Here is a 24695-nt window from a genome sequence, read left to right on the forward strand (position 1 = left end):
CCGTCCTGTGCAAGCCGGCGGCGTACCTCCCGGACTCGGGCCCTACGTTCATCCATCTGCATCACGCCAGTCTGGACCAGCTTCCGTGCTATCGAAGGACGAGAAGGTCGAGCGCGTCGACAACCGGTCCGGACTCGGTTTGAGCGGCGTGTTGGAGTCGGGCCAGACCGGTGGCGTACTCGTCGTCGGTGATCAGCTGCAGGGGCGTGTGTGCTTCCCGTCGGATGTTGGCCGCGACGTCACGAAGCGACGGCGCGGTTGTCTGCGGGACCTGTTCGAATGAGACGGTGGTGAAGCCGGCGGTGGCGAAGGCGGCTTCGATGTCGTCCACGCTGGGGAAGGTGTTCAGCACGCGGATGGCCTCGGGGAAGAACCGGAAGAGCGTGATCGCGTGGTGGCGGCCGGCGAGGGCGGAGCGGATCAGTACCGGGCCGCCGGGGCGCAGCACGCGGCGCAGTTCCCGCGCGGCGGCGCTCAGGTCTGGCAGGTGGTGGATGACGGTGGACAGCCAGGCCGCGTCGATGCTGCTGTCGGCCAGTGGGATGTTGGCGGCGTCTCCGGCGATGACCTGTGGGTGCAGGCAGCGGGCTCGCATGGCCGCGGCCGGCTCGACGGCGATGACGTCGATGTTGTCGTACCAGTCGGTGAAGGCCCGTGCCCACATGCCGGTGCCCGCGCCGAGGTCGAGCAGACGGGTGCCGGGCCGAGGATCGAGGTGGCGGGTCACCGCTTCGCGCCAGGCGGCAAGTCCCTGGTCGGACAGGTGCCGGGTGGCTTCGAACGCTGCCGCGTCGTGGTTGTTGTAGGCGATGCGAGCCATGTCACTGACCCAACCGCTTCGTCGCTGATTGCGGCAAGGGTGGATGGTGTGATTCACATACGGCGCATCCCGGTCAGGCCGGCACCGGTCCGGCAATGCGGCACGCGGCCATCCCAGCCGGACCGGTTCACCACGACCGAAACGCACCGCGCCCTCGTCACTGACGCTGCGTGAATTGGGCGAATTGGTCGAGCAGGCTCTGCGGGGCGGTCTCGTTGAAGGAGAGGGCGAGGTTCGTGGCGGCTTCCCGCGCGGCCTGCGCGCTGCGTGGGAACAGGGCTTTCTCGTATTCGGTGAGCGCGGTCTCGATGTCGCCGGGATGCTCGGCGATGGCCTTGCCGAGCTCGGCGCCGTCGAGCATCGCGAGGTTGGCGCCTTCGCCGGCGAAGGGGGACATGACGTGTGCGGCGTCGCCGAGCAGTGTCACGCCGGGCACCCGGTTCCAGCGGTGCTCGACCGGCAGGGCGTTGACGGTGCGGGGGATCAGCGCGCCGTCGGCTTCGGTGATCAAAGCCTTCAGTGGCGGCGCCCAGTCGGCGAACTGCTCGAGAAGGACCGTTTTGACCTTGTCGGTGTCGGCGAAGTCCAGCGTGGCGAGCCACTCGGGTGACGTGGTGATGGCTATGTAGAGGTGCAGGCTGCCGTCGGGTTCGCGATGTCCGAGGATTCCCTTGTCGGGCCCGAGCGCGAACAGCATGCCGCCGCCGACAACCGCGGCCGCCGAGGGGTGGCGTCGGTCGGCGTCGTGCAGGTCGGCCTCGACGAAGGAGATCCCGGAGTAGGCCGGTGTGGCGGCGGAGACCAGCGGCCGGATTCTGGACCATGCCCCGTCCGCGCCGACCAGTACCTGTGTGGTCACCGTGGTGGCGTCGGCGAAGACGAGTTCGTGTCGCCCGCCGCCGAGTGGGCGCGCCTGGGTGACCTTCGTGCCCCAGCGGATGGTGCCGTCGGGAAGTGAGTCGAGCAGGATCTGGCGCAGTTGCCCTCGTTCGACCTCCGGGCGGGCCCCGGTGTCGTCGTCGGTGTCCTCGTACAGCAGGGTGTTGTCCTTGTCGAGGACTCGTGTGGCCTCGCCCCCGGCGTGGATGATGGCGCGGAACTGGTCGTACAGGCCGGCCGCGTGTAGTGCCACTTGGCCGTTGTAGTCGTGAATGTCGAGCATGCCGCCCTGGGTGCGGGCGGACGGCGAGTCTTCGAGTTCGTAGATGGTTGCGGTGATGCCGTGCGTGTGCAGCACCCGGGCGAGGGTGAGGCCGCCCAATCCGGCGCCCACGATGGCAATTGATGGCGTGGTCATGGCTTCTCCTGGAAGTAGGGGCCGGTGGGCCGAAGTCGCACCTGCGGCGATCATGTTCGTGACGAACATGTTCCAAACGGGTACAGGTTGACGGCGACAGATGTCCAGCTGGGTTTTGTGCTGTTCAGCTTAGTCGCTGGCGGTGAGACCGTTGATGATCTGGCGGAAAGCCCAGTGCATGCGCTCCAGGCCGGTGCCGGAGAACAGTTCGCCGCGGGCGCGGACGATGTGGGGGTAATCGTCGGATGTCGCCTCGGCGACCGCGGCGACGAGCTCCTCCTCTTCGCCCTGCGCTTCGATGGCCTCCTTGCGGCTGCCCTGCTCGGCAGCGGTCGCCGTGGCGTGCTGCAGCAGCAGGTCGACACCCCAGGCGGCCTGCCGGGCCGGGATGCCGCCACTGTCGAGCAGGCCGAGGATCGAGTCGATCAGCCTGAGATAGTGCGGCCCGCAGGGGCGCAGGGTGAGCACCGAGCGGGCCAGGCTCGGGTAGGCGAACAGCATCCTCGTGTAGGCGGTCATGAGGTCGATCAGCTGCTCGCGCCAGGCGGCGCCGGCGCTGTCGCCGGGCAGCTCCAGGTCGGTCAGCAACTCGTTCAGCAGTGCCCCGTGCAGTTCGGCGGTGTTGCGGACGTAGACGTACAGCGAGGCCGGGCCGGTGTCGAGCTCGGCCGCCAGCCGTCGCATGGTCACCCGCTCCAGGCCTTCCTCCCGCATGACGCGCAGAGCGGTCGCGACGACGCCGTCGCGGCTCAGCGGCGGCTTGACCGGCCGGTCGCGGCGGCTGACGGGTACGCGGCGAGGACTCATAACCGGATCGTAGCGAACGCGTTCGTCATTCGACAACGAACGCGTGCGTAACGAACGCGTTCGCGCTACTGTCGGTGCCATCCGTTGTCCCACCCGCGTCTGCCCCAGCCGGTTCGCACGCCCCGACCACCTGCAAGAAGGAAGCGATGACCTCTCTCACCGAGAAGATCCTGCAGCCCCAGCCCGATCTGCCGTTGACCGTGCGCACCGGCGGCGCCGGCAAGCCGATGCTGATCCTGCACGGCGGCAGCGGCCCCGACTCCATCGATCCGCTCATCGAGCACTACGCCGACACCCACCTTGTCGTCGCGCCCACCGTCCCAGGATTCGCCGGAACGGCACGACCCGACTGGTTCACCGGCATCGACAACCTCGCCATCACCTACCTGAACCTGATCGAAAGCGAAAAGCTCGACCCCGTCATCGTCATCGGCAGCTCGTTCGGCGGCTGGGTCGCCGCGGAAATGGCCGTACGCGACCGCGCCCGCACCATCCAACAGCTCGTACTGCTCGACGCGATCGGCCCCGAGATCGCCGGCCACACCGTCGCCGTGCCCGGAACCCCCGCCCACCGGCCCGACGCTCCTACCGGGCACGAACCGCCCCGGCAAGGGCCGCCTCCCGGGCAGGTCGCCACCATGCTGGCCTACACCACCAGCGCCATGGCCGACCCCCAGCTCCTACGCCGGCTGCGCCACGTGCCGACACCCACCCTGCTGGTCTGGGGCGAAGACGACCACATCGTCCCACCCACCTTCGGACAGGTATACGCCGACGCCTTCCCGAACTCCCGCTTCGAGACCATCCCCGGCGCCGGCCACATCACCACCCGCACCCACCCGAAAGAAACCCTCACCCACATCGACGCGTTCCTCGCCTAACCGAGATGGCCTGGAGCACGGCGTCAGGCCCCACCACTCCCTGCCAGGGCCCGCACCGCCGCGGCGGGGGTGCTCGACAGGGCGAGGGTGACCCGGCCGTCGCTGACGCCGCGGGCGCGGATCGCGCGGGGTTGCGGGTCCCCGGCCCACCGGTGTCGTTAAGGTTGGTTGGCGATCAGCAGTGGAGGATCGACGGTGCCAGACGGCTACGACGAGACGGCCGCGTTCGCCGTGGACAGCTTCCGCGGCAAGTGCGAGGAGTGCTTCGGGCTCTGCTGCGTCGCGCCGAGCTTCTCCGTCTCGCCGGACTTCGCCATCGACAAGGCGGCCGGTGAGCCCTGCCCGAACGTGCGGCGGGACCACCGGTGCACGATCCACGACAGCCTGCGGGCGCGGGGCTTCAACGGGTGCGTCGCCTACGACTGCCTCGGCGCCGGGCAGAAGGTCGCCCAGGTCACGTTCGGGGGTCGGTCCTGGCGGGAGGCGCCGCATACGGCGGAGCAGATGTTCCAGACGTTCCGGGTGGCCCGCCAGCTGCAGCAGCTGCTGTTCTCGCTGGTCGGCGCGATGGCGCTGCCGCAGAGCCGGCCGCTGCGCCCCGACCTGGCGGCGCTGCGCGACGAGATCGACGGGGTGACCCGCGACAGCGCCGACGCGATCGTCGCGACCGACCTGCCGCGATACCGGCGGCGGGTGGACGGGCTGCTGCTGCGGATCGCCGGGGAGCTGACCCGGGCGGGCGCCGGTCGTGCGATCACCCGGCGGGGCATCGACCTCAGCGGCGTCGACCTGGCCGGCGCCTACCTGCGCGGCGCGGACTTCACCAACGCGAACCTCGGCGGCACCCGGCTCGCCGGCGCCGACCTGCGCGACGCCGACCTGACCAACGCGGACCTGACCAACGCGGACCTGGCCGGCGCGGACCTCGCCCGGGCCGACGTGACGGGTGCGGACCTGCGCCACAGCGTCCGCCTGACGCAGTCGCAGCTGGACGCGGCCGTCGGCGACGCATCGACCGCGACCGCCGATCCTCTGGTACGACCGGCGCACTGGTGATCCGCCCGCACCGGGTAGGAAACCCGTAGCCGGTCAGGACGAGACGTCCGGTGCCTGTTCACCGCCCTTCCGCGGCGGTTTGGACGGGGTCACAGCTCGTGAATCCGATCCAGATAGGCTGCGCCGAGCAAGGGCGCCTCCATGAGGTGAAGCGCGGGTTCGAGGGCGATGAGCGCGGTTCGAGGATCGGCGTCGGTGAGACCAGATCGCAGTGGTGAGGCCAGAAGATCCCACGCCGCGGCGATCGATCCGCCGACGACGAGGACCTCTGGCGCAAATTCCGCCAGGTGTGGGCCGAGCACGGTTCCCAGTGCGTGGAACGTTCGCGTGAGGACCTCGGTCGCTGTCCGGTCGCCTTGTCGCGCGCGCTGTGTGATCTCCCGGACGTCAGGTGCTGGCGATTGGCCTGTCGCCTGGGCGTAGGCTTGCCGGATAGCGCGGCGGGATACCGTTTCCTCCAGCGGCCTGCCGTCGTGGTGTAGGAGGTCGACTCGTCCTTCTGGCGGTATGCCGGGCCCGTCTTGCAGCGTGTGCCCGTCGCGCAGAAAGCTGGAGCCGACACCCGTTCCGAGGGTGATCCCGACGGCTGAGCAGTGGCCGTTCGCGGCGCCGGCCCACCATTCGCCGATGCCGAAGGCGTCCGCGTCGTTGTGAAAGCTGACGCTTTCGGCGCCGGGCAGATGCGGCATCAGGGCGGTTCGAAGGTCGACGCCGTTGAGCGCGTCGAACTTGCCGACGCCTGCGTATCGTGCGATGCCGAGTTCGTAGTCGAATGGGCCGGGAACGGCGATGGCCCATGGGCCGGCGGGCTGGGCGGGCAGCCGTGCGGCGCAGTTGACGATGGCGGACAGGATCTTTTCTGCGCTGCCGTCGCCGTCCAGCGGTTCACGGAACCACCGTCCGCTCAGGATGCTGCGGGTCGAGACGTCCACTCCGGCCGCGGTGACGTGTGTGCCGCCGATGTCCAGGACTGACACGACGTTCGTGTCGCCGGTGCTCATGGGACCAGTGCCTTGACGTAGCGGACCTTGCCCGTTCCCAAACCGCGTACGCGGTAGGAGCGGACCGCGGCGGGAACGGTCAAGGTTTCGGCATAGGTGAGGTCATAGCGGTGTCCGTTCTCGGTCTCCAGCACGATGCCGTCGCCCTCGACGACGTTGAGGACGTGGAACCCGTGGCTGGTGGTGTCCTCGGCGATGGCGTCTGGTGCCAGCTCTACGCGGCGCACTTCGAAGAACATCTCGGGGAGGCGGCCGATGACATCCTCGTGCCAGCCCTCACCCGAGCGCACCATGCGCGGTTGCTGGACCAGGTCACGCGCTACGGCGTCGCCGGCCCGGCCGGTGTCGAGGTTGGTGAAGGCGTGTCCGACGTGGACCGGCCGTTGTCTGCCCTCGGTGTCTTTGCGCAGCCAGTCGTAGAAGCGCAGGCTGTACAGGTAGGGTGTCGCGCTGATCTCCAGGACGACGTTGCCCTCGCCGCTGCCGTGCGGCGTTCCGGCCGGGATGAGGAAGAGCTGGTGCGGGTGGGCGGGGAAGGTCTGGACGTAGCGCTCGACGTGGAACGGCACACCGTCGTGGACTGCGCGATCCGCGTCGCGGCGGAATGCCTCCAGGTCGGCGTCGTCGCGCAGGCCCAGGAATACTCGACGGTCGGCTCCGCCGACCATCATGTAGTAGGTCTCGTGTTGCGTGTAGGGCCACCCGAAGACCTCGTGCATGTAGTCCGGTTGCGGGTGGCAGTGGACGGACAGGTTCCCGCCGCCGACGGTGTCGAGGTAGTCGAACCGGATGGGGAACGAGGTACCGAACGTCGTGTGTACGCTGCGGCCGAGGACCTGTTCGGGATGCTGGGCGACGACCACTTGGAGCGGGATCTCGACGCGGACGCTGTCGGTGTTGCCGACGAGGATGCCACTTTCCGGTGCGATGAGTTCGTAGCCCAAGGCGGTGTTGGGTGCCTCGGGGTTGAAACCGAGCTTCTGCTGGGCCCAGTGCCCTCCCCAGGAGGTCGTGTTGAACGTCGGCCGGGTCCGGAACGGCCGTGCTGACAGGTCGGCCAGGGCCGTGCGCAGCGTCGGCCCGTCCAGCCAGGCGGGCGCTGGGAGGTCCTGGGTGTCCAGCCACAGGTCGATGTCGCCGATGATGTGGTCGCGGTGCCGGTCGAGCACAGGCCAGTCGATGTAGAACAGGCGCCGCGTCGTGCCCGGCCCGGTGCCGGCCGGCTGGCCGAGGTTGTGTCCGGTCCCGGCGGTGATCGCGGCCTCTGCGTACCGTTTGGGCAGGTCGGCGTACCACAGGACGTGGTGTGCGACCAGTGCCGCCCCCGGTCCGAGGACGACGGTCACGGCGTCGGGGTTGGCGTCCGGCTCGGGTAGGTCGGTGAAGAAGTCGGCGAGGCTTGCCTGCGACAAGGGGGCGAAGTCCGGGTCGTCGCGCAGGGTCGCCGACGCGGTGAGTTCGAGGATGTCCGACCATGCCGCCAGGTGCTCACGCATGTCGACCTGCTTGGCCCCGAGGTCCCGCGCGGTCAACGCATTGCCGATCTCGACGGCGACGCCGTCCCAGTCGACGGCGACCGGCCCGTCGACGGCGAGCACATGCCCCGGTGCGAGGCCGGCGACTGCTGATCGGAATCCGGTGCCTACGACTCCGGTGATGGGGTGAAATGGTTCGGCTTCGTAGCCTCGAACAGGCGACATTGTGGTGCTGGCCTTTCTTGGAGTGTTGTCAAGAACTGCTGTCGTTGCTGGTATCGGCGCTCGAACCGGCCGCGGCAGTGGTCAGCAGGGTGCATGTGAGCGCTGTGACGGCGCCGATGCTGACGGCCCGTCTGGGCCGGGGCGGGAGCCTCATGGATCGGACCTCTCATCGAGAAGCAGCGGTGGGCGGCGCTCGTGAGAGATTTCGTCCGTGCTCGGCGCGTCCGGCGGATGTCCGCAGGTCCCAGCGCGGGCCGGCGCCGGGACCTGCGCGGGACGCCGACGTGGCCGGCGTCTGCCGCCGCGCGAACGCGCTGAGTCGGGGGGACGCGGATCAACCCCTCACGCGATCACGTGTATTCGACGGCCGCCGCACCGTCGAATAACGTTATCTCGAAGAGTGGATGGTGCCGCGCCGTTCTGTCAAGACCCCTGTTACGCCGTCGTAGCCGCCGAGGCCGGCACCTCGCCGGAGCCGCGGACGGTCAGCGAGACGGGGACGATGACGGTCTGCACGGGCCGGGACGGGTCGGCGATGCGGGCGCGCAGCAGCTCAACCGCGGTGTGGCCGATCTGTGTGGTGTCCTGGGCGATCACGGTCAGCGCGGGCTGCAGCAGGTCGGCGAGCGGGACGTCGTCGAAGGCGACGATCGCCAGCCGTGAGGCCGCCTGCGGCCCCAGCTGACGCAGGACCGCGATGGTGGTGTCCATGTTGCCGGTGACCAGTGCGGTCGCCGGATCGGCAGCGTCCAGTGCGGTGTCCAGGGCCGCGGCGACGCGCTCGGCGGCGATGTCGCCGGGGTGGACGAGGCCGCTCACCGGCTGTCCGTGGGCGATCAGGGCGGCACGGAAGGCGGCGGCGCGCTCGCGGCCGGAAAAGACCCGTTCGCTGTCGCCGATGTAGGCGATGCGACGGTGTCCGTGCTGGTGCAGGTGGTGGAAGGCCATGCCGATGCCCGCGGCGTTGTCGGACATGACACAGTCCACCGACAGCGCGCTCATCGGCCGGTCCATGGCCACCACCGGCATGCCCGCGTCCAGTTCGGGCTCCAGGTAGCCGTGGCTTTCGCCGAACGGCTCGACGATGATGCCGTCGAGTCGTTGCCGGCACATGGAGACCAGGGTGTCGCGTTCGCGGGACTCGTCGAAGTCCGTGGAGGCGGCCAGCAGGGTCAACCCTGCGGCGCGGGCGGTCTGCTCGATGGCGGCCAGGGCCGGGTTGACCTCGGCGATGCGCCGCACGGCCGCGCCGATCGTGCCGGCGATGCCGGTGCGCAGCTGGCGGGCCCGCTCGTCCGGGCGGAAGTGCAGGGCCCTGATCGCCGCCTGGACCTTGGCGACGTATTCGGGCCCCACCGTCGGGTCGTTGTTGACCACCCGTGACACCGTGCGCAGGGCCACCCCGGCCTCGCGAGCGACGTCGACCATGGTCGGCCGCTTGGCCCGGCCCCCGTTTCCGTTCCCGCCCCGTGCAGGGCTCATCCGCGTCCTCCTCATCGCGATACGGCGTCGCTATCAGATCGGTTCTTGACACATTCTCGCAACCTGAGCTTATCCTCGTGAGATAACGTTATCCCAGATAACCCGGCGCCACACCCCGCACCGGCCGGGCCAACATCATCCACTGGAGACGCACATGCGGCAAAAACGTCTGCTCCGGATTCCTGCGCTCGGTCCCCCGGCGAGATCGTGGAGGCGGCGGCCACGGACGGCGCCGGGATGCGGCGCATCTGGTGGACGATCGTCATGCCGCTGCTACGCCCCGCCACCGCGACCGTCGCGATCTTCCTGCCGCTGCGGATCTGGAACGACTCCATGAACCCGCAGTTCATCGCCGGACTCACCACAGGAGCTACCAAGTGACCGCCGAAGCGGCCGGCATCGAGGAGATCCTCGTGCTGCACCACAGCCACCTCGACGTCGGCTACACCCATTCCCAGCCGATCCTGTGGCGGCTACAGGCCGAGTACATCTCCCAGGCACTGGACTGGTTGGAGCAGACCGCAGACCTCCCCGAAGACTGCCGACCGAAATGGACGTGCGAGGCAACCGAGCCGGTCCGGCGCTGGCTGGCCGACGCTTCCCCGGACCAGATCGTGCGGTTCAGGAACCTGTGCGATCAGGGCCGTATCGGGCTGTCCGCGCTGCGCTGGCACGTCAGCGCCCTGATCGACCGGCCAGGGATCCGACGCCTGCTGGCCGGCAAGCGCGAGCTGGAAGACGTCGTCGGCCGGCCAATCCCGGTCGCCTGCCAGCACGACGTCAACGGCGTCCCGTGGCCGATCGCCGACGAACTGCTCGACGCCGGCGTCGACCTGTTCGTCATGGCGATCAACCGGCACCTCGGCCAACCCGTGACACCCCGGCCCGGGTTGTTCGCCTGGCAGACGCCGTCCGGGCGACGGCTACGCGTCTTCAACGGCAGCCACTACACCATGTTCGACCAGCTCCTCAACGCCTGGGACGACTCGGTGGACCGGATGGCAGAAGGCTGGAACGCGTTCCACGAGCGGCTGGCCCGCACCGGCTATCGGCTGCCGTTCGTCTATCTCACCTCGACCTGCTCACCCATCATGTGGGACAACGCGCCGCCGAACCCATACCTGCCCGACCTGATCCGCCGCTGGAACGACGAGCAACGCGGACCCCGCATCCGGTACGCGACCTTCGACGACCTCAGAGAACGGATCCTCCGCATACCCGACGACGACGTTGCCACCGCTCGCGGCGACTGGACCGACTACTGGAGCTTCGGCGTCGCCAGCACACCGACGGCCACCGCCGTCAACCAGCAATCCAAACCACTGCTCGCCGCGGCAGAGGTACTGAAGGCCGACCCGGCCCTCATCGCCAAGGCGGCCGAGCACGTCGACCTGTTCGACGAGCACACCTGGAGCCACTGGAACACCGAACCGGACAACCCCCAGGCCACCGCCATCGAGACGATGAAACAGGCCGGCGCCCACCAGGGCCACGAACTGGCCGCGTTCGCCGTCATGGACGCGCTCGAACGTCTGGCCGGCAACCCGGTCGCGGACAAGCGGATCGCCGGTGTGCTGGTGTGTAACCCCACCGAATACCCCCGCACTGTCACCGTCGACCTTCCCGACGCCTGGTTCGCCGCGCCGACTCCGGCCAACGAGCGGACGTATCGGGCCAGCCGGATGGCGTACGAGAACCGGCCCTGGCGAACACCCGCCCCGGACGAACCACGCCGGGTGTTCGGGCCGATCGATCTCGCCCCCGGAGCCTGGCAGGTCATCGGCATCAACGACCTGCCCAAGTCGGCCTTCCCCGGCCAGCCGGCGCACGAGATCATCGAACACCACAAGGCGGCTCGCGAGCTGAACTTCGCCTCCGCCGTCGACCGTGTCGCCTCCACCGGCCGCATCACATCGCCGTTCCACGAACTGACCTACGATCCCGACTCCGGGCGGATCATCGCCCTGGTCGATCGCGCCACCGGTCGCGCCGTCCTGCGCCCCCGGCCAGGCATGGACCTGATGTCGTTCATCCGGGAGCGGCCCGACCCGCTTGCCGACGGCAGCAGGCGAGCTTTCTACCGGCGCAACCTGGACCTGGAGATGCTCGACAAGTCGTGCTGGCGGCCGTGGACACCGATCCGTGAACCCGCCGAACGGGTGCTCAGCTGCACCGTGGAGGAACGACCCGGACGCGTCAGCCTGATACGGCGGTTCGCCGCGCCAGGCACCAGAGGCCTTGTCCAGCGCCTCAGCTTCGACGCAAACGACCCTGTCATCCACATCGACATCGACGTCGACCTCGCCGGGGACTCCTCCCCGACCGGCATCTACTTTGCCCTGCCGCTGGCGATGGAAGCGGGGTGGCAGGCCGCGTTCGACACGGCCGGACAGATCGTGACCCTCGACGACGAGCAGCTGCCCGGCGCATCCCGGGGCTGGGTGACGGTCCAATCGGCAACAGCCTTGTGGAACGGACACGGTGCGGTGGCGCTGCTCACGCCCGACGCGCCGCTGGTCCAGATCGGCGGGTTCCACTTCGGACCGCCGCCGGACGCCATCGAACGAGACCCTGATCCGCTGCTGCTGAGCTGGATCGCGAACAACTACTGGGACACCAACTTCCCACAAGTCCAGAACGAACGCGTCAAGCTCCGTTACGGGCTGCTGACCCTCGCCCAGCCCGACCTGGCCGAGATCGCAGCGCAGGCTGCGAAGCTGCGAAGCCCCGTGCTCACATGGCCGGTGACAACCGGTGGGCGTGGACCGTCCGCCGGCAAGCTGTAACACAGTGGGGTTGGGGTGGGATGCGGCGGCAGCCGCATCCCACCCCAACGTCTGGCGAGGAACAGGTATGACTAGATCAGCGTGACGGTGAGAACCGCGGTGTAATTGCCGACGGGTGTGTCGAACGGAACGCCGAGGTTGAGGCCGCCGCCGCAGGTGAACTTGCCGGTGCTGGCGCCCTGGTTGGCCGAGCACAGCGTGTGTGCCGTCGAGAGGCCCTTGCCCGGGGTCAGTGCCGGACCGGCGACCACGTTCGGGGCGGTCGTGGTGCTGTGTTCGAGGTTCAGCGAGCCCGGTACGACGGCCGCGGCCGGCGCCCAGGCGAGGTTGGCGGCCGGGATGGTCGCCGTGCCGGTACCGCGGAAGTCGCTCACCTGGCCGGTGAGGCTCCACCCGGCGTTGTTACCCCGCGGGTCCACGACGGTGATCGACTTGAGGGCACCCGAGACGATCTGGTCCTGACCGTTGAGCTGGACCTTGCCAAGGTCGATGGGTGCGTTGTCCGACACGCTCAGACTCAGCGCGCCGCCGGTGACCTCGGTGATGATCGTCTGCTGGCCGGGGTCGACGCTGCCCACGTTGGCTACGGCGTTGACCATGCGGCTGTTGATCGGGTCGGGGTCGATGGTGGCGACGGTCAGCGTGTAGGAGCCCGCCTTGGCGTACGTGTGGGTGCCGGTGACCGAGTAGGTTCCGTTGCCCAGCGGCACCACCACCGCCGCGCTGTGCGTGTTGTCGCCCCAGTTGATCTCGGCGGTGAGGGACGCTGCCGAGCTGCCGGTGACCCGGGCGACCTCGCCGCTGAACGCGGTGCCCTGGCCGGCCATGATGGAGGCGCCCTTGACGGTCGGGGCCGGCGCGGCCACGACCTTCTCCGGCGTGAAGGGCAGAGCGATGGCGCGCAGCTGGCTGCCCTGCGCGTCGCCGTTCAGCTCCCAGGTGAACATGCCGTTGAGGCCGTTGTCCTTCGCGTACTGCGCCCGGATGTTGAGCGACTGCGCGTTCTCCTGGCTGCAGAAGCGCCGTGCCGCCGGGTCCCACACGTACGGCGACAGGACATACGGGTCCCAGTTGACCAGGGCGGTGGTGCCCGGCCTGAGGGCGTTCGCCATCGTGGCCGTGCCGCAGCCGGTGGCCGTCCAGTTCCGGTAGAGACCGTTGTTCAGGTCATCGACGGTCTGGAAGCCGCGGCTGAGCGTGAACTCCGCGCCCAGGGTGAGCTTGTTGGCCGGCACGCCCTGCGCCTGGTAGAGCTTCACCGCCGCGTCGATGCTGTTGTAGGGGTCGCCGCTGGTGTCCAGGGGGTGCTTGTAGAGCGGCTGGTTGAACATGGAGATCGGCGAGTAGCCGGTGCCCATGTCGTAGGTCATGATGTTGATGGTGTCGAGCGTCCGGCCCAGGGTCGCCAGGTCGAAGCTCTTCAACACGTCGTACGGCGCGCCGGTCACGTTGTCGCCGGAGTCCTGCCAGCGGCCGGCCGGAAGCGCGGCGGTGACGAGGAAGTCGCGGCGGCTCTTGCCCTTCGAGTCCGCGTAGGCGTTGAGCTGGGTGCGGAACTCGTCGACCAGGAGGTTCATGTTCTCCCGGTCCTCGGCGCGGTAGCCGATGTTGTTCAGGCCACCGCTGACGGGGAACTCCCAGTCGATGTCGATGCCGTCGGCCACCCCGTTGGCGATGAAGGCGTCGATGCACGAGGCGACGAGTGTCTTGCGGCCAGCGTCGGTGGCGGCCGCGTCCGAGAAGCCGCGGGCGCCCCAGCCGCCGAGCGAGCGGAGCACCTTGAGGCTCGGCTGCTTCTGCCGCTGGGCAAGCACGGCGTTGATGCCGGCTTGGGAGGCGGTGGTGCACCTGCCGTTGCTGATGGTGGAGAACGCCCAGTAGAAGTGGGTCACGAGCTCCATCCGGATGGAGCTGAAGTTCGGCGTGCCCTGCAGTAGGTATCCGCCCACCATCGGGCTGGTCGGCGCCGGCACCGTCTCGCCGGAAGCGGCGGGCTCTGCGGCGGCGGAGCCGGCTGCGGCGATCGCGGTACCGGCCGCTAACAGGCCGACCAGGCCGGCGCGGATCAGCTTGCCCATCCGCCGGCCGGGTCTGTGGACGTTGGGTGATCTCATGCTCTTCCCTCCTGCGGCCCGAAGGACCGCGTACTCATGGGGGGTAGGGGAGGAAAAACGAAGCGTTCTTTCCTATTCCTACGGCACGGCTATGATCGCGTCAAGGGGAGACAGATGAGCGTCGACGGGGCACCCGCTACCGACTCACCTGCGGCCATGCCTTAGTTGTGCATCCCGGGTATCGTCAATTCCGGACATACATACGGAAGGCAGGCTGGGCTGGTGGCCGATATACCCGCCGGTACCGCGGTGCTGCGGCAGTTCAACACTTCGCTGGTTCTCGCGGCGGTGCGCCAGGCGCGGCGCCCGCTGCGCATCAGCGAGATAATCAGCGTCACTCGACTAACACGGCCGACGGTCACGCAAGCCATCGAAGAACTGAAAACTGGTGGCCTCGTCGTCGAGTCCACCGACAGTCCGGACGAGGTCCGCCAGGGCCGCCCGGCCGCCGTCTTCCAACTGCGTCCAGGTGTCGATCCGGTGCTCGGCATCGACCTCGGGCCACACGCCGTGAAGGCCCGGGTGAGTGACCTGGGCGGCAACACGCTTGCCGCCTCGGCCCGGACGGTGTCCCGGCCTAACGACGCGGTGGCGGTGTTGGCCGGGGTGCGCCGGGTCATCGACGCTTGCCTGCGCGACGCAAACCTTGACAGCGCGCAGATCGCCGACGTGGTGGTCGGCTCCCCGGGCGTGGTGGACCCGGTCGCCGGGCGGCTGCGGCTTGCCCCCAGCATGCGGGGATGGGAAACCTTCAACGTCGCGAGCCACCTGGAGAAAGAGTTCCGGTGCCGGGTCCATCTGGAAAATGACGCCAACCTGGCGGCGGTGGCGGCGGCGAGCCGGTTGCCCGGCCGCACGATCATCGCGATCCAGTGGGGTGCGCGGCTGGGCGCGGGCATCGTGATCAACGGACTGCTCCATCGCGGCAAGGACAGCGCCGCCGGCGAGGTCGGTCTGATCAGCTTGGACGACGGCGACAACTTGGCCTTCGACCGGGACGGCAGTGGTCCGCTGGAGGCCCAGGTCGGCAGCGCGGGAATGATCAACCTGGCCCGTCACAAGTTCTCCGGCCTACCCACCACGCGGCTGCGGTCAGACCGTGAACTCACCGCAATGGACCTGTTCAACGCCGCGGCCGCCGGTGATGAGCGGGCCGTCGCCGTGCTGGACCACACCACGTGCATCCTCGCCCGTGCCCTCAGCCCGGTCATTCTCGCGCTCAACCCCGACGTCCTCGTCGTCAGCGGTGGGATCGCCCACGCCGGCGACGTCCTGTTGCAGCACCTCAGGCGGCATCTGCAGGCCCGCACGTATTGGGTGCCCGAGCTGGAGTTGTCGGAGTACGCGGAGCACACAGTGGTCATCGGCAGCGTGGAGCTGGCCCGCCAGCACACCTGGGACCGGCGTCTGGCCGCCGCCAAGCAGAAGCTGGAGTTGTCGGAGCACGCCGAGCGCGCAGCGGCGGTCGGCGGTGTGGAGCTCACCCGGTAGCGCACTTGAAACCGGGTCGCTGGTCGCCCAGGCGGCACAGCAACCCGGTCCGCCTGGGCCACCGGCATCATTCGGCGCATAGCGCCGAATTCGCAGTGACCTTGACGAAACCTGCGGTGTTGACGGTGAGTTCAGCCGGGTGCTGAGGCTCGCGTTCAGGCCCGGCAGCGGGGTTCCGGCGTGCCGGAGGGTTGGCCGTGAAGGGTTCCGCTACTGCATAAGGCCTGGTCGGCGGCAACTCCGCTGCCTGCGGCACTGCGTGTGCCGAAGAACTGGCGGGCCCGGCTCCATCGATTGAACCGATCCTTGCCCTAGACGATCAACGCATGGTGCGCTAGGTTCTCGGCCAATAGAAAGTGAGCTTTCGAATACCGGAGAGTAACCTAGCTATGAAAACACCCCTGTCACGGCGGTTACGCATGCTCGGCACGCTCACAGTGCTCACTTGCACGCTCGGCGCGGGGACCGCGGCTGTCCTTGCCGCGCCGGTCCAGGCGGCGCCGACCGCGCCGGGCACGCCGATTCCCTCACACGTGTTCGCCCCGTACTTCTACAGCGGTTCCTCCGCCGACACGCTGTACCAGGCCAGCCAAGAGTCCGGTGCCAAGTACCTGACCCTGGCCTTCCTGCAGACCCGGAAGCACGGAGACTGCACGGTCTACTGGAACGGCCGTGCCGACTCGCCGGTCGGGCCGACCTACGCCGCCGGCATCGCGGCCATTCGAGCCGCCGGCGGCGACGTCTACCCCTCCTTCGGTGGAGCCGCCGCCACTTCCGGGTCCCTCACCGAACTGGCCGACAGCTGCCAAGACGTCAACGCGATCGCGGACGAGTTCAAGCGTGTCATCACCGCGTACAACTTCACCCGCATCGACCTGGACATCGAAGAGGAGTCACTGGCCAACCCCGCCAACTGGCCAGGCATCGACCGGCGTAACAAGGCCATCAAGATCGTTCAGGACTGGGCAAGGGACACCGGCCGCACGGTCGAGTTCGTCTATACCCAGCCGACCTTCACCGACGGCCTGAACAACGGCAGCATGTTCCTGTTGCAGAACGCGGTCAACAACGGCACCCGCATCGACGGCATCCACCTCATGACCTTCAACTTCTACGACGACATCTCCGAAGCGTGCAAGGCGAAGACCGGACCCCCGCACGACATGGCCGCGGCGACGTTCAAGGCCGCCAACGCGACCTACAACATCCTCCACGGGTTGTACCCGCAGAAGACCCCGGCCCAGTTGTGGGGCATGATCGGCATCATCGCGATGCCAGGTCCGTCCGACTTCGGCGAGTGCGAGACGTTCACCACCCAGGACGCCGTGAAGGTGCTCAACTGGGCCATCCAGAAGAACATCCACGGCCTCTCGTTCTGGTCGCTGCAACGGGATCAACGAGCTACCAGCCGGACGTACAACTGGAAGCCGTACCAGTTCGCGCAGACGTTCGCGCCGTTCACGCATGGCGACAACTCGGCCCAGACGGCCATCACGGCCACGGTGACGGGTGGTCCACTCAGCCTCGCCGTCGGCGACATGTCGCCGGTGGCGCTTCCGGCCGTCGCACTCAACGGCCAGGACCAGGTGGCGACCGGGCCCCTCAGTCGCGTCACGGTGGTCGACGCCCGGGGTACCAACGCCGGCTGGAACGTGACCGGGCAGGTCAGCGACTTCCGGTCACCGGCCGGGAACCAGACCATCGCCGCGGCGAACCTCGGCTGGGCACCGGCCGCCAGCCTGGTGCCGGGCGGCATGAACCTGATCCGCACCACCACCGACTCGGTGGTCGTCGCAGGGCCTGCGAAGGCGCCGGGCTCGGGCCTGTCCACGCCGCAGACATTGTGCTCGTCCGGGGCCGGCGCGAGCACCGGGACGTTTGACTGCGGGGCCACCCTGAACCTGGGCGTGCCCTACAACGCGGCGCTGGGGACCTACACCGGCGTGCTGACTCTGACGCTCGTCTGACCCGCCTATCCGCTCACCGGGCGTCAGGGTGATGATCCACCCATCCCTGACGCCCGGTGCCTTGCACGACAGGAGCGACCGTGACCGAGCTGGCCCGCCCCCACATCCGATCCGGCCGTGCGATGGTCGCGGTCGGCCTCCTCCTGGTCCTGTCCAACGTATGGCCCGCCATACCGGCCACGGCCGCCCCCACCGAGAATGCCATTCAATGGGCCGTCGGCCCTGCCCCCTCCGCCAGCGGCGAAACCCGCTCCACCATCGACTACACCCTTCCGCCGGACACCGAAATCACCGACCGGGTGGCCATCAGCAATCTCGGCGCCGAGGCATTGACCCTCGCCGTCTACGCCACCGACGCGTTCACCACGCCGGAGGGCAGCTTCACGTTGCTGACCGCCGACCAGCGACCGGTCGACCTGGGCAGCTGGATCACCTTCGAATCGCCCACCATCACCATCGCCCCGGGCACCACGGTCCAAGTGCCGTTCCGCATGGCGCTGCCCAAGGACGCCACGCCCGGAGACCACGCGGCCGGCATCGTCGCCAGCCGTCAGGTTCCCGGCTCGGCCGACGGCACCACCCGCCTCGCTGTCGACCAGCGCGTGGGCACGCGCGTCTACGTGCGCGTCAACGGCACCCTGAGCCCCGCGCTGTCCATCACCAAACTGTCGGTCGACTACGGCGCAGCCGTATACCCGTTCCGCAACCGGGATGCCGCAGTCACATACACGGTGCACAACAGTGGCAACATCCGGCTCGGCGGCACCGGGACCATCTCGCTGCTCACACCGTTCGGCACGCGAATGGCACAGTCCCAGCCGGTATCGATCCCACCGCTGCTGCCCGACGAATCCTTCACAGCCACCGTCGCCATCGGCGGCGCGTTCCCGGCCGGTCGAGTCACAGCTCGGATGGACCTCGACGGCGTGAACCCGCCCGGCGTGGTGCCGCTGGACACCCCGCACCAGCGCCAGACCGCTACGACATGGGCGGTGCCGTGGCTGCTCACCGCCGTCGTCGTCGCCATCCTATTGGCCTGGCCCGGCCGCCGCTTCCTGCGCACCGGCTACTTGAGCATCCTTCGCCGCAACCGCCCGGCAGCCGCGGAACTGTGATCCGATCTGATCCACGCTATCTCGCTGCGCCCGGCGAGGCCGCCGGCCGCCGGGCGGTCCTTCGGCGGCGCGCGCCTACTCGGAGGTCAGCTGCTGCGCCAGCCGATCCAGGCCGCCCTTGATCAGCTGCGCGTACTCATCATCGCCAAGCGCGCCGATCCCGGCCTGTGCACGCTGGAGGTACTCGCGGGCACGGCCGAGATCGCCGAGCTTGCGGTAGCACTCAGCCAGGTTGAGGTGCAACGACGGATACAAACCGGCCACCGGCAGCGTCACCCCGGCCTGGGCAACCCGGGCATCGGTGAGCAGGTCGGCCGCCGTCAGCGCTCGCTGATCCCAGACCAACTCCTGGTGGACGTCGTCCTGCACATCGGCCATCGCGTGCGCGAGGACGCAAACGTGCAAAGGATCGCCTTGCTCTCCGCCGATCTCATCCCAGATCTGCGCGAACACGTCGCGAGCAGCCTCACGCTGGCCTTGATGATGATGCAGCTGCACCCCTTGGTTGATACGGGCGAGCGTTGCATCGGTGATCATCGGCTGCTCCTGCACGGCTCATTTCGCGACGACGGCATGGATCGTACTTTGCCGCAAAACCATCGGCAGAACAGCCCGATTCCTCTGCGAGTCCCAAGACACGCACGCGCCGAGGCCGCCCTCTGAAAGGTGTTCGAGATCAGCGGTGGTCGGTGTCGCGTCCGGCTCGAGGTTGCGGATGATCAAGGCGATGATCAGCGCCCGCAAGGTAAGTCCGGTGATACTGCTCGATCCACTGCTGGTTGAGTCCGTCTGCTTGGCGTCGATGCCGTGCAGCTACGGCGGAGGCCCGGTCGGGCGCGTTGATGCCGAGAAACTCCAGGATGCTGCGGGTCGTGGTGACCATGTCGTCGTCGAGGTGTTCGTAGGTCACCCGATGGGGTTGGATGCCCCATGAGGCGAACCATGCCTCCCAAGCGGCGTTGTGCTCCTCGATCATGTCCATGAAGCGCCTGATCGCTCCGGCGTCGAACCTGGGTGTCTGCCCGTTGCCGCTGTTGCCGCTGATCTCACCGTTGCCGCCGATGAACCACGTGTTGGTCTGCTCGGCGCGTAGCCAGGAGACGGCTTGTGCCAGGACGTCGTGGCGTCGCAGGTAGATGAAGCGGGTGCGGCCGAATGCCCGGTTCAGCAGCGCGACATCGTCGCCGGTGAGGTCCTGGTGAATCGCTGCGAGCTTGTCAACGACTTCATCGAGTGTTCCCCACATGAGTTTCGCGCCGAACACGCCGTTCAGGGTGCTTCCGGCTGCACGCGCGGCCTGCGCGTAGTCCGCGTAATTGAAGCCACCTTCGGCGGTGCGAGGGATCTGCCATCGATCGGCCCAGAGCCGTTCGTCAGGCGCACGAAAATACGCCTGAGGGTGACCGCAGACCCCCGTGGAATTCAGCAGCCCGAGAAGTAGGGAGCTGCCTGTGCGGGGCGTGGCGCAGACGAAGTACGAGTCGGCGCGGTATGCGATCTCCGTGGGCATCGCCGGATGCAATCGCAACGACAGTCAGGCATGCAACCCGATTCTGTGGAACTGGATTCAGACCGCGGCGAGGGCTTTGGTGATGTTCCACTCGGCCAGGTCCAGCATCCACTGCCGATTCGGGAAGTCGGTGTCCGCGATGCGTAGTGGTCCCTCGATCAGCGACAGGACCTGGGCATACCGGTAGAGCTCCAGCCTGTGGAGGTCGAGGTCGACCGGACGCAGAGCCGGGTACGCGTCGCCGAAGCGCAGTTGCAGGAAGGCGTGCTCCCACTCAACGTCGAAGTACGTCAACCCCTCGATGTCGATCATGGCGGGTTCGCCGGAGGGCGTGACGAGCACGTGATCTGGTCCGAGTTCGCCGTGTACCAGCCCGTATTCCTCGCGCGCGGTGATCGCGCGACGCAGGTGACGCACGTGGTCGGCGATCTGTTCGTGCGCGTCGGCGAGCCGGGTGTCGCGGACGGCCGCCGCGTCGAGGTGAGCCAGCGCCCGGTCCGTGATGACGTCCTCGGCGCGCCGGGTCTGGGACGCCTCGCCACGGGCGATGGCGGCGAGTTTGCCGTAGTGCGGGCCGAATGTGGTGTGCATGCGGCGCAAGGAGTCGCCAAGTGCGGACAGTGGTGTCGCGGCTGCGGCCGGGTCTCGTTCCATCAGCGCTTCGAGTGTCAGCGCGCCGACATCCTCGACCAGCGCGATGTCGGCGGGGAGGTAGCGGCTGTCGCGGTCGAGCATCAGCAGGCGCGGTGTCCGCACGCCCGCGGCTGTGAGGGCCGCGTGGTTGGCGGCGAACAGTTCGGCGCCCGACGCGTCGGTGAACGGATCGTCCGGGACAGCCGATGATGCCGGCCAGTAGTTTTCGGCCGGTGCCCACACGTAGAGGATCACCGTCGTCTGGTCGTCGAGCCGGAGCCGGTAGGCACCTTTTTTGCTGCCGCCGGTCAGCCGGTCCAGGGCAGCGAGTCTACGGTCGCTGCCCAGTTGTTCCGCCACCAGGTCGCGCACATCATCCGGTCGCAGGAACACCCGTGTCATGATCGCCTTTCCTCAGGTTGGCCCGGCCATGTTGCCCGACGGAGCCGCACGGCGCAATCGAGTTGTCACCAGTTCCAGATCCTGGCGCTGCAAGAGGGACCCGGACAGGATCTCGTCGTAATGGTCGAACCGGTCCGTGGCCAGGGTGGATGACACTGTCGGCACCCGCAACGTCGAGGCCCGCGACAGCGCGCAGGGGCTGAAGACGGTCGCCTTCAGCCCCTGGGCTGCCGAGCGTCTGACCTAGCCGAAGGCCCGCAGCTCGTAGATGCGCGTCGCGGCGTCGGTGGTCTGGGTCGGTGTGACGATGTTGAGCCGCACGTAGCGGGCGGACACGCCGGAGACCGGATGCGTGGTGTTCGCCGCCGTGTTGCCGGTGACGTTCACAACCTGCGTCCAGGTGTTGCCGTCCGCGGAGACCTCGATCGTGAACGCCTTCGTGTTGAGCGTGGCCGGCTCGCCGCCGGCCTGCGCGTGGGCCACCTCGAACCGGCTGATGGTCCTGCTCGAACCCAGGTCCACCCGCAGCCAGGCGCCGTACACCGTGGAGCAGAACTTGTCCGCGTTGCCGCCCGACACGCTGCCGTTGACCGCCTTCTCCGGGCCTTCCGTCGCCGCGCACGAGGTGGTGCCGGTGGCCGGCCGGTTGAGCGCGAGGTTCACCGGTGTGGTGCCGCCGCTGCCGTACGCCTCCAGCTCGTAGATGCGGGTGGCGGTGTCGGCGTTCTGGGTCGGCGTGGTGACGTTCAGCCGGATGTAGCGGGCACTCGTGGCGGCGATCTGGTGGGTCGTCACCGGGTCCACGTTGCCGGTCACGGTCACCGGCGTCGACCAGTTGCCGGCGTCGGTGGACAGCTGGATCGTGAAGGCCCTGGTGTTGAAGGCGGCCTGCTCGCCGCCGGCACCGGCGTGCTTGACGACGAGCCGGTTCAGCGTCTGCGCCGAGCCGAGGTCAACCTGCAACCACGACGGCCCGGCAAGCGAGCAGAACTTGCTGGTGCTGCCCACGACGCTGCCGTTGACCGCCTTGTCCGGGCCTTCCGCCGTGGCGCACGCGGCCGATCCGGTGGCCGGCTTGCCGAGCGCCAGGTTGGGCAGCGCCGCGGGCGGCGAGGTGTGGTTGACCGACGGCGGGGTGTCGCCGGCGCCGGTACCCCAGGAGCCCGGCGTGTTTGTCACCGTGTAGTTCACCGTCGCTCCGCGGGCGATGTCGGACTGCGCGAGCCACGTGCGGGTGAACGGGGTCCCGCCGAGCGACGCGGTCGCGATGTACCGGTTGCTGTCGCTGACCCCGGGTGCGTTGATGGTCAGCGTGCCGCCCTGCTGGGTCCCGTACGAGCCGATGGTGACCTTCGCCGACGGGAACTGCGGCGTGCTCACGCCGTAGAAGTTGGCGCCGTTCATGAGTGGGTACAGGCCCAGGGACGAGAACACGTACCAGGCCGACATCGTGCCGAGGTCGTCGTTGCCGGTGACCCCGTTGGGGCCGTTGGTGAACAGGGTGTACGCCGCCCGCAGCACCGTCGAGGTCTTGTACGGCTGGCCGGTCCACAGGTAGGTGTACGGCGCGAGCAGGTCCGGCTCGTTGTTCGGGTTGTAGGTCGTGAAGCTGTAGTAGTCGTAGGCGCCGTTGACCCACTTGTTGCGGGCGGTCCCGGACGGGTCGGTCAGCAGGTCGTTGTACGCGAAGAACTGGTCCAGCCGGGTGTTTGTCGCGGCCTTGCCGCCGAGCAGGCTCACCAGCCCTTCGGGGTCCTGCGGCACGAGCCACTGGTACTGGTACGCGCCCGCCTCGTGGAACGTGTGCGAGCCGTCCGTCGGCGAGTAGGGCGAGCCCCACGCGCCGTTGGCGTTGCGTGGCCGGAAGAACCCGATCGACGGGTCGAAGAGGTTGCGATAGTTCTGGCCGCGGGCGTTGAGCAGGTCAGCGTCCGTGTTGTTGCCCAGCGCGCGGGCCATGAGCGCCAGCGACGAGTCCGCTGCGGCGTATTCGAGCGTCGCCGAACTCGGGTACTGGCAGTCGTGGTCGAACTGCGCCGTCGGGTTGCAGGTCACGCCCGTCGGGATGTATCCGAGCGCGGTGTAGTACGGGTTGCCGTTGCGGCCGTTGAGCCCGGTCGACGCCGGTGGGGTGCCCATCGCGTTCTTGCGCAGCGCGGTGTAGAACTGCTGCTCGTAGCCGTTGAGCAGGCCCCGTGCCCACAGGTCGACGAGGAACGGGGTGACCGGGTCGCCGGTCATCGTGTTGGTCTCGGTGTTGGCCAGCGACCAGCGGGGCAGCCAGCCCAGCTCCCGGTCGACGGCCAGCAGCGACAGCGCGTAGTCCCGGGCGACCTGTGGTTCGAGGAGCGCGACGAGCTGGTTCTGTGCTCGGTACGTGTCCCACAACGAGAACGTCTGATATGGCGTGTATCCGGACGCGACCCGCACCACGTTGTCGAAGCCGCGGTACGACCCGTCGACGTCACCGGCCAGGTTGGGGTGCAGCAGCGAGTGGTACAGCGAGGTGTAGAAGGCGACCTGCCGGTCGGTGGTGCCGCCGTCGACCTCCGCCTTGTGCAGCTTGGTGTTCCAGGTGTCGTGGGCGGCCTGCCGGACCGAGTCGAAGTTGAACCCGGTCGCATTGGTCTCGGCCGCGAGGTTGTTGCGGGCGCCGGTCAGGCCGGTGTACGACAGCCCGACCTTGACCGTGACCGCGGCCCCGCCGCCGGGGGCGGTGGTGTCGAAGCGCACCCAGCCGCCCTTGGCCCCGCTGCCGCTGGTGGTGCGGCTGCCGTCGGTGAAGGCCGAGCCGGACCAGGTGCCGAAGGACGCGAACGGCCGGCTGAACTTCGCCGAGAAGTACACCGTGTGGGCCGGCGACGGCGCGCAGAAGCTGCTGGAGGTCACCGAGCCCTCGACGGTGTCGTTGTTCACGATGGACAGCGACGAGGTCGTGGCGCCGGTCGGCTGTCCGCGGACCTGGGCGGTGTTGAACAGCACGTTGGCCTGTGTGCTGGACGGGAACGTGTAGCGCTGCCAGCCGGTGCGCAGTGTCGCGGTGAGCTCCGTGGTGACGCCGTTGGGCGTGCCGACCTGGTAGTACCCCGGGGTGGCCTGCTCCTGCCCGTGGTTGAGGGCCTGCCCGTAGGTGCCGGGGTCGTTGGAATTGACCGCGCCGACCGTCGGCATGAGCGGGATCTCGCCGGCGACCGGGCAGCCGACGCCGGACAGGTGGGTCTGCGAGAAGCCCCAGATCTTGGCGTGGTCGTAGTTGTATCCCGTGGCCCAGCCGGTGTCCGGGCTGACCTGGACCATGCCGAACGGCAGGGCGGCGCCCGGGAACGTGTTGCCCTCCTTCTGGGTCCCGATCATCGGGTTGACCAAGGTGGTCAGGTCGGCCGGCACCGCTGCGGCGGCCGATGTCACCGGCAGTGCGACGGCCACCGCCGCGACCGCCAGGACCACTGTGCTGAACAAGCGCAGTCTGCTCACATCGCTCCGATCGTGTGCTGCTCGGGTGCTGGATCGCGACGTTGCTGGAGCACAACGTGCCGATCCGCCGCCGATCGCCGAAGTCGACGTGCGTATAGCTTCTGGTGGAACCCTGCCAGGCTCCCTGCACGAAGGTTCGCGACTATCTTGAGTTCTGTC

Annotated in this window: 18 protein-coding genes; 7 read left to right on the top strand and 11 right to left on the bottom strand. The window is 68.5% G+C overall.

Annotated elements, in window-relative coordinates; translation table 11 throughout:
- Window positions 1-88: 88 nt before the first annotated feature.
- The 3 genes from Dfulv_RS15560 to Dfulv_RS15570 all read right to left on the bottom strand — a co-directional run bounded on the left by Dfulv_RS15560 (window position 89) and on the right by Dfulv_RS15570 (window position 2924).
- Window positions 89-820 carry a class I SAM-dependent methyltransferase gene (locus tag Dfulv_RS15560; protein ID WP_259863707.1) on the bottom strand — a complete coding sequence of 244 codons (732 nt, stop codon included), beginning with the start codon at window positions 818-820 and terminating at the stop codon, window positions 89-91.
- A 157-nt stretch (window positions 821-977) separates the two neighbouring features.
- Window positions 978-2117 (bottom strand): FAD-dependent oxidoreductase, encoded by a 1140-nt coding sequence (locus Dfulv_RS15565; RefSeq protein WP_259863709.1) that lies wholly within the window; start codon window positions 2115-2117, stop codon window positions 978-980.
- Window positions 2118-2246: 129 nt separating this feature from the next.
- Complete coding sequence (locus Dfulv_RS15570) at window positions 2247-2924, bottom strand: TetR/AcrR family transcriptional regulator (RefSeq protein WP_259863711.1); 678 nt, start codon at window positions 2922-2924, stop codon at window positions 2247-2249.
- Window positions 2925-3070: 146 nt separating this feature from the next.
- Between Dfulv_RS15570 and Dfulv_RS15575 the strand changes: the two genes are divergently transcribed.
- Both Dfulv_RS15575 and Dfulv_RS15580 read left to right on the top strand, forming a co-directional pair.
- Window positions 3071-3805, top strand: coding sequence for an alpha/beta fold hydrolase (locus Dfulv_RS15575; RefSeq protein WP_259863713.1), 735 nt, complete (start codon window positions 3071-3073; stop codon window positions 3803-3805).
- Between the two features lie 195 nt (window positions 3806-4000).
- A complete protein-coding gene (locus Dfulv_RS15580) occupies window positions 4001-4861 on the top strand; it encodes a pentapeptide repeat-containing protein (RefSeq protein WP_259863714.1) in 861 nt (286 codons plus the stop codon).
- An 89-nt stretch (window positions 4862-4950) separates the two neighbouring features.
- On the opposite strand, the gene Dfulv_RS15585 is transcribed toward Dfulv_RS15580, so the two are convergent.
- The 3 genes from Dfulv_RS15585 to Dfulv_RS15595 form a co-directional block, all read right to left on the bottom strand.
- Window positions 4951-5862 (bottom strand): ROK family protein, encoded by a 912-nt coding sequence (locus Dfulv_RS15585; protein ID WP_259863716.1) that lies wholly within the window; start codon window positions 5860-5862, stop codon window positions 4951-4953.
- Window positions 5859-7460 carry a class I mannose-6-phosphate isomerase gene (locus Dfulv_RS15590; protein ID WP_259863717.1) on the bottom strand — a complete coding sequence of 534 codons (1602 nt, stop codon included), beginning with the start codon at window positions 7458-7460 and terminating at the stop codon, window positions 5859-5861. The genes Dfulv_RS15585 and Dfulv_RS15590 overlap by 4 nt, the downstream gene beginning before the upstream one ends.
- 537 nt (window positions 7461-7997) lie before the next feature.
- Window positions 7998-9044 (bottom strand): LacI family DNA-binding transcriptional regulator, encoded by a 1047-nt coding sequence (locus tag Dfulv_RS15595; protein ID WP_259863718.1) that lies wholly within the window; start codon window positions 9042-9044, stop codon window positions 7998-8000.
- Between the two features lie 237 nt (window positions 9045-9281).
- Between Dfulv_RS15595 and Dfulv_RS15600 the strand changes: the two genes are divergently transcribed.
- Window positions 9282-9425 carry a hypothetical protein gene (locus tag Dfulv_RS15600; protein ID WP_259863719.1) on the top strand — a complete coding sequence of 48 codons (144 nt, stop codon included), beginning with the start codon at window positions 9282-9284 and terminating at the stop codon, window positions 9423-9425.
- Entirely contained in the window at window positions 9422-11830 is a 2409-nt protein-coding gene (locus tag Dfulv_RS15605) for a glycoside hydrolase family 38 N-terminal domain-containing protein (RefSeq protein ID WP_259863720.1), read from the top strand. The genes Dfulv_RS15600 and Dfulv_RS15605 overlap by 4 nt, the downstream gene beginning before the upstream one ends.
- 71 nt (window positions 11831-11901) lie before the next feature.
- On the opposite strand, the gene Dfulv_RS15610 is transcribed toward Dfulv_RS15605, so the two are convergent.
- Window positions 11902-13944 (bottom strand): glycosyl hydrolase family 18 protein, encoded by a 2043-nt coding sequence (locus tag Dfulv_RS15610; RefSeq protein ID WP_259863721.1) that lies wholly within the window; start codon window positions 13942-13944, stop codon window positions 11902-11904.
- A gap of 222 nt (window positions 13945-14166) precedes the next feature.
- Here Dfulv_RS15610 and Dfulv_RS15615 point away from each other — a divergent pair, with 222 nt between their 5' ends.
- From Dfulv_RS15615 to Dfulv_RS15625, 3 genes are all read left to right on the top strand, one after another.
- Window positions 14167-15435 (top strand): ROK family protein, encoded by a 1269-nt coding sequence (locus Dfulv_RS15615; protein WP_259863722.1) that lies wholly within the window; start codon window positions 14167-14169, stop codon window positions 15433-15435.
- 419 nt (window positions 15436-15854) lie between these two features.
- Complete coding sequence (locus Dfulv_RS15620; RefSeq protein WP_259863723.1) at window positions 15855-17402, top strand: glycosyl hydrolase family 18 protein; 1548 nt, start codon at window positions 15855-15857, stop codon at window positions 17400-17402.
- An 80-nt stretch (window positions 17403-17482) separates the two neighbouring features.
- Window positions 17483-18517, top strand: coding sequence for a DUF916 domain-containing protein (locus Dfulv_RS15625; protein WP_259863724.1), 1035 nt, complete (start codon window positions 17483-17485; stop codon window positions 18515-18517).
- Between the two features lie 75 nt (window positions 18518-18592).
- On the opposite strand, the gene Dfulv_RS15630 is transcribed toward Dfulv_RS15625, so the two are convergent.
- The 4 genes from Dfulv_RS15630 to Dfulv_RS15645 form a co-directional block, all read right to left on the bottom strand.
- Window positions 18593-19054 carry a tetratricopeptide repeat protein gene (locus tag Dfulv_RS15630; RefSeq protein WP_259863725.1) on the bottom strand — a complete coding sequence of 154 codons (462 nt, stop codon included), beginning with the start codon at window positions 19052-19054 and terminating at the stop codon, window positions 18593-18595.
- A 139-nt stretch (window positions 19055-19193) separates the two neighbouring features.
- Window positions 19194-20027: a Stf0 sulfotransferase family protein gene (locus Dfulv_RS15635; protein ID WP_259863726.1), complete on the bottom strand. Its 834-nt coding sequence runs from the start codon at window positions 20025-20027 to the stop codon at window positions 19194-19196.
- A gap of 57 nt (window positions 20028-20084) precedes the next feature.
- The gene (locus tag Dfulv_RS15640; protein WP_259863727.1) at window positions 20085-21062 is read right to left on the bottom strand and encodes a phosphotransferase family protein; all 978 of its coding nucleotides are present in this window, start codon (window positions 21060-21062) and stop codon (window positions 20085-20087) included.
- Between the two features lie 243 nt (window positions 21063-21305).
- Window positions 21306-24536 carry a GH92 family glycosyl hydrolase gene (locus Dfulv_RS15645; RefSeq protein ID WP_259863728.1) on the bottom strand — a complete coding sequence of 1077 codons (3231 nt, stop codon included), beginning with the start codon at window positions 24534-24536 and terminating at the stop codon, window positions 21306-21308.
- Between the last annotated feature and the right edge of the window lie 159 nt (window positions 24537-24695).

The sequence above is a fragment of the Dactylosporangium fulvum genome (assembly GCF_025137375.1).
Taxonomy (GTDB): domain Bacteria; phylum Actinomycetota; class Actinomycetes; order Mycobacteriales; family Micromonosporaceae; genus Dactylosporangium; species Dactylosporangium fulvum.

What these genes read in the sequence shown, in the direction of transcription:
- Dfulv_RS15585 (WP_259863716.1), bottom strand. Translation starts at nt 5,862, where the DNA reads ATGAGCACCGGCGACACGAACGTCGTGTCAGTCCTGGACATCGGCGGC.
- Dfulv_RS15610 (WP_259863721.1), bottom strand. Translation starts at nt 13,944, where the DNA reads ATGAGATCACCCAACGTCCACAGACCCGGCCGGCGGATGGGCAAGCTG.
- Dfulv_RS15630 (WP_259863725.1), bottom strand. Translation starts at nt 19,054, where the DNA reads ATGATCACCGATGCAACGCTCGCCCGTATCAACCAAGGGGTGCAGCTG.
- Dfulv_RS15560 (WP_259863707.1), bottom strand. Translation starts at nt 820, where the DNA reads ATGGCTCGCATCGCCTACAACAACCACGACGCGGCAGCGTTCGAAGCC.
- Dfulv_RS15635 (WP_259863726.1), bottom strand. Translation starts at nt 20,027, where the DNA reads ATGCCCACGGAGATCGCATACCGCGCCGACTCGTACTTCGTCTGCGCC.
- Dfulv_RS15565 (WP_259863709.1), bottom strand. Translation starts at nt 2,117, where the DNA reads ATGACCACGCCATCAATTGCCATCGTGGGCGCCGGATTGGGCGGCCTC.
- Dfulv_RS15640 (WP_259863727.1), bottom strand. Translation starts at nt 21,062, where the DNA reads ATGACACGGGTGTTCCTGCGACCGGATGATGTGCGCGACCTGGTGGCG.
- Dfulv_RS15575 (WP_259863713.1), top strand. Translation starts at nt 3,071, where the DNA reads ATGACCTCTCTCACCGAGAAGATCCTGCAGCCCCAGCCCGATCTGCCG.
- Dfulv_RS15600 (WP_259863719.1), top strand. Translation starts at nt 9,282, where the DNA reads ATGCGGCGCATCTGGTGGACGATCGTCATGCCGCTGCTACGCCCCGCC.
- Dfulv_RS15570 (WP_259863711.1), bottom strand. Translation starts at nt 2,924, where the DNA reads ATGAGTCCTCGCCGCGTACCCGTCAGCCGCCGCGACCGGCCGGTCAAG.
- Dfulv_RS15595 (WP_259863718.1), bottom strand. Translation starts at nt 9,044, where the DNA reads ATGAGCCCTGCACGGGGCGGGAACGGAAACGGGGGCCGGGCCAAGCGG.
- Dfulv_RS15620 (WP_259863723.1), top strand. Translation starts at nt 15,855, where the DNA reads ATGCTCGGCACGCTCACAGTGCTCACTTGCACGCTCGGCGCGGGGACC.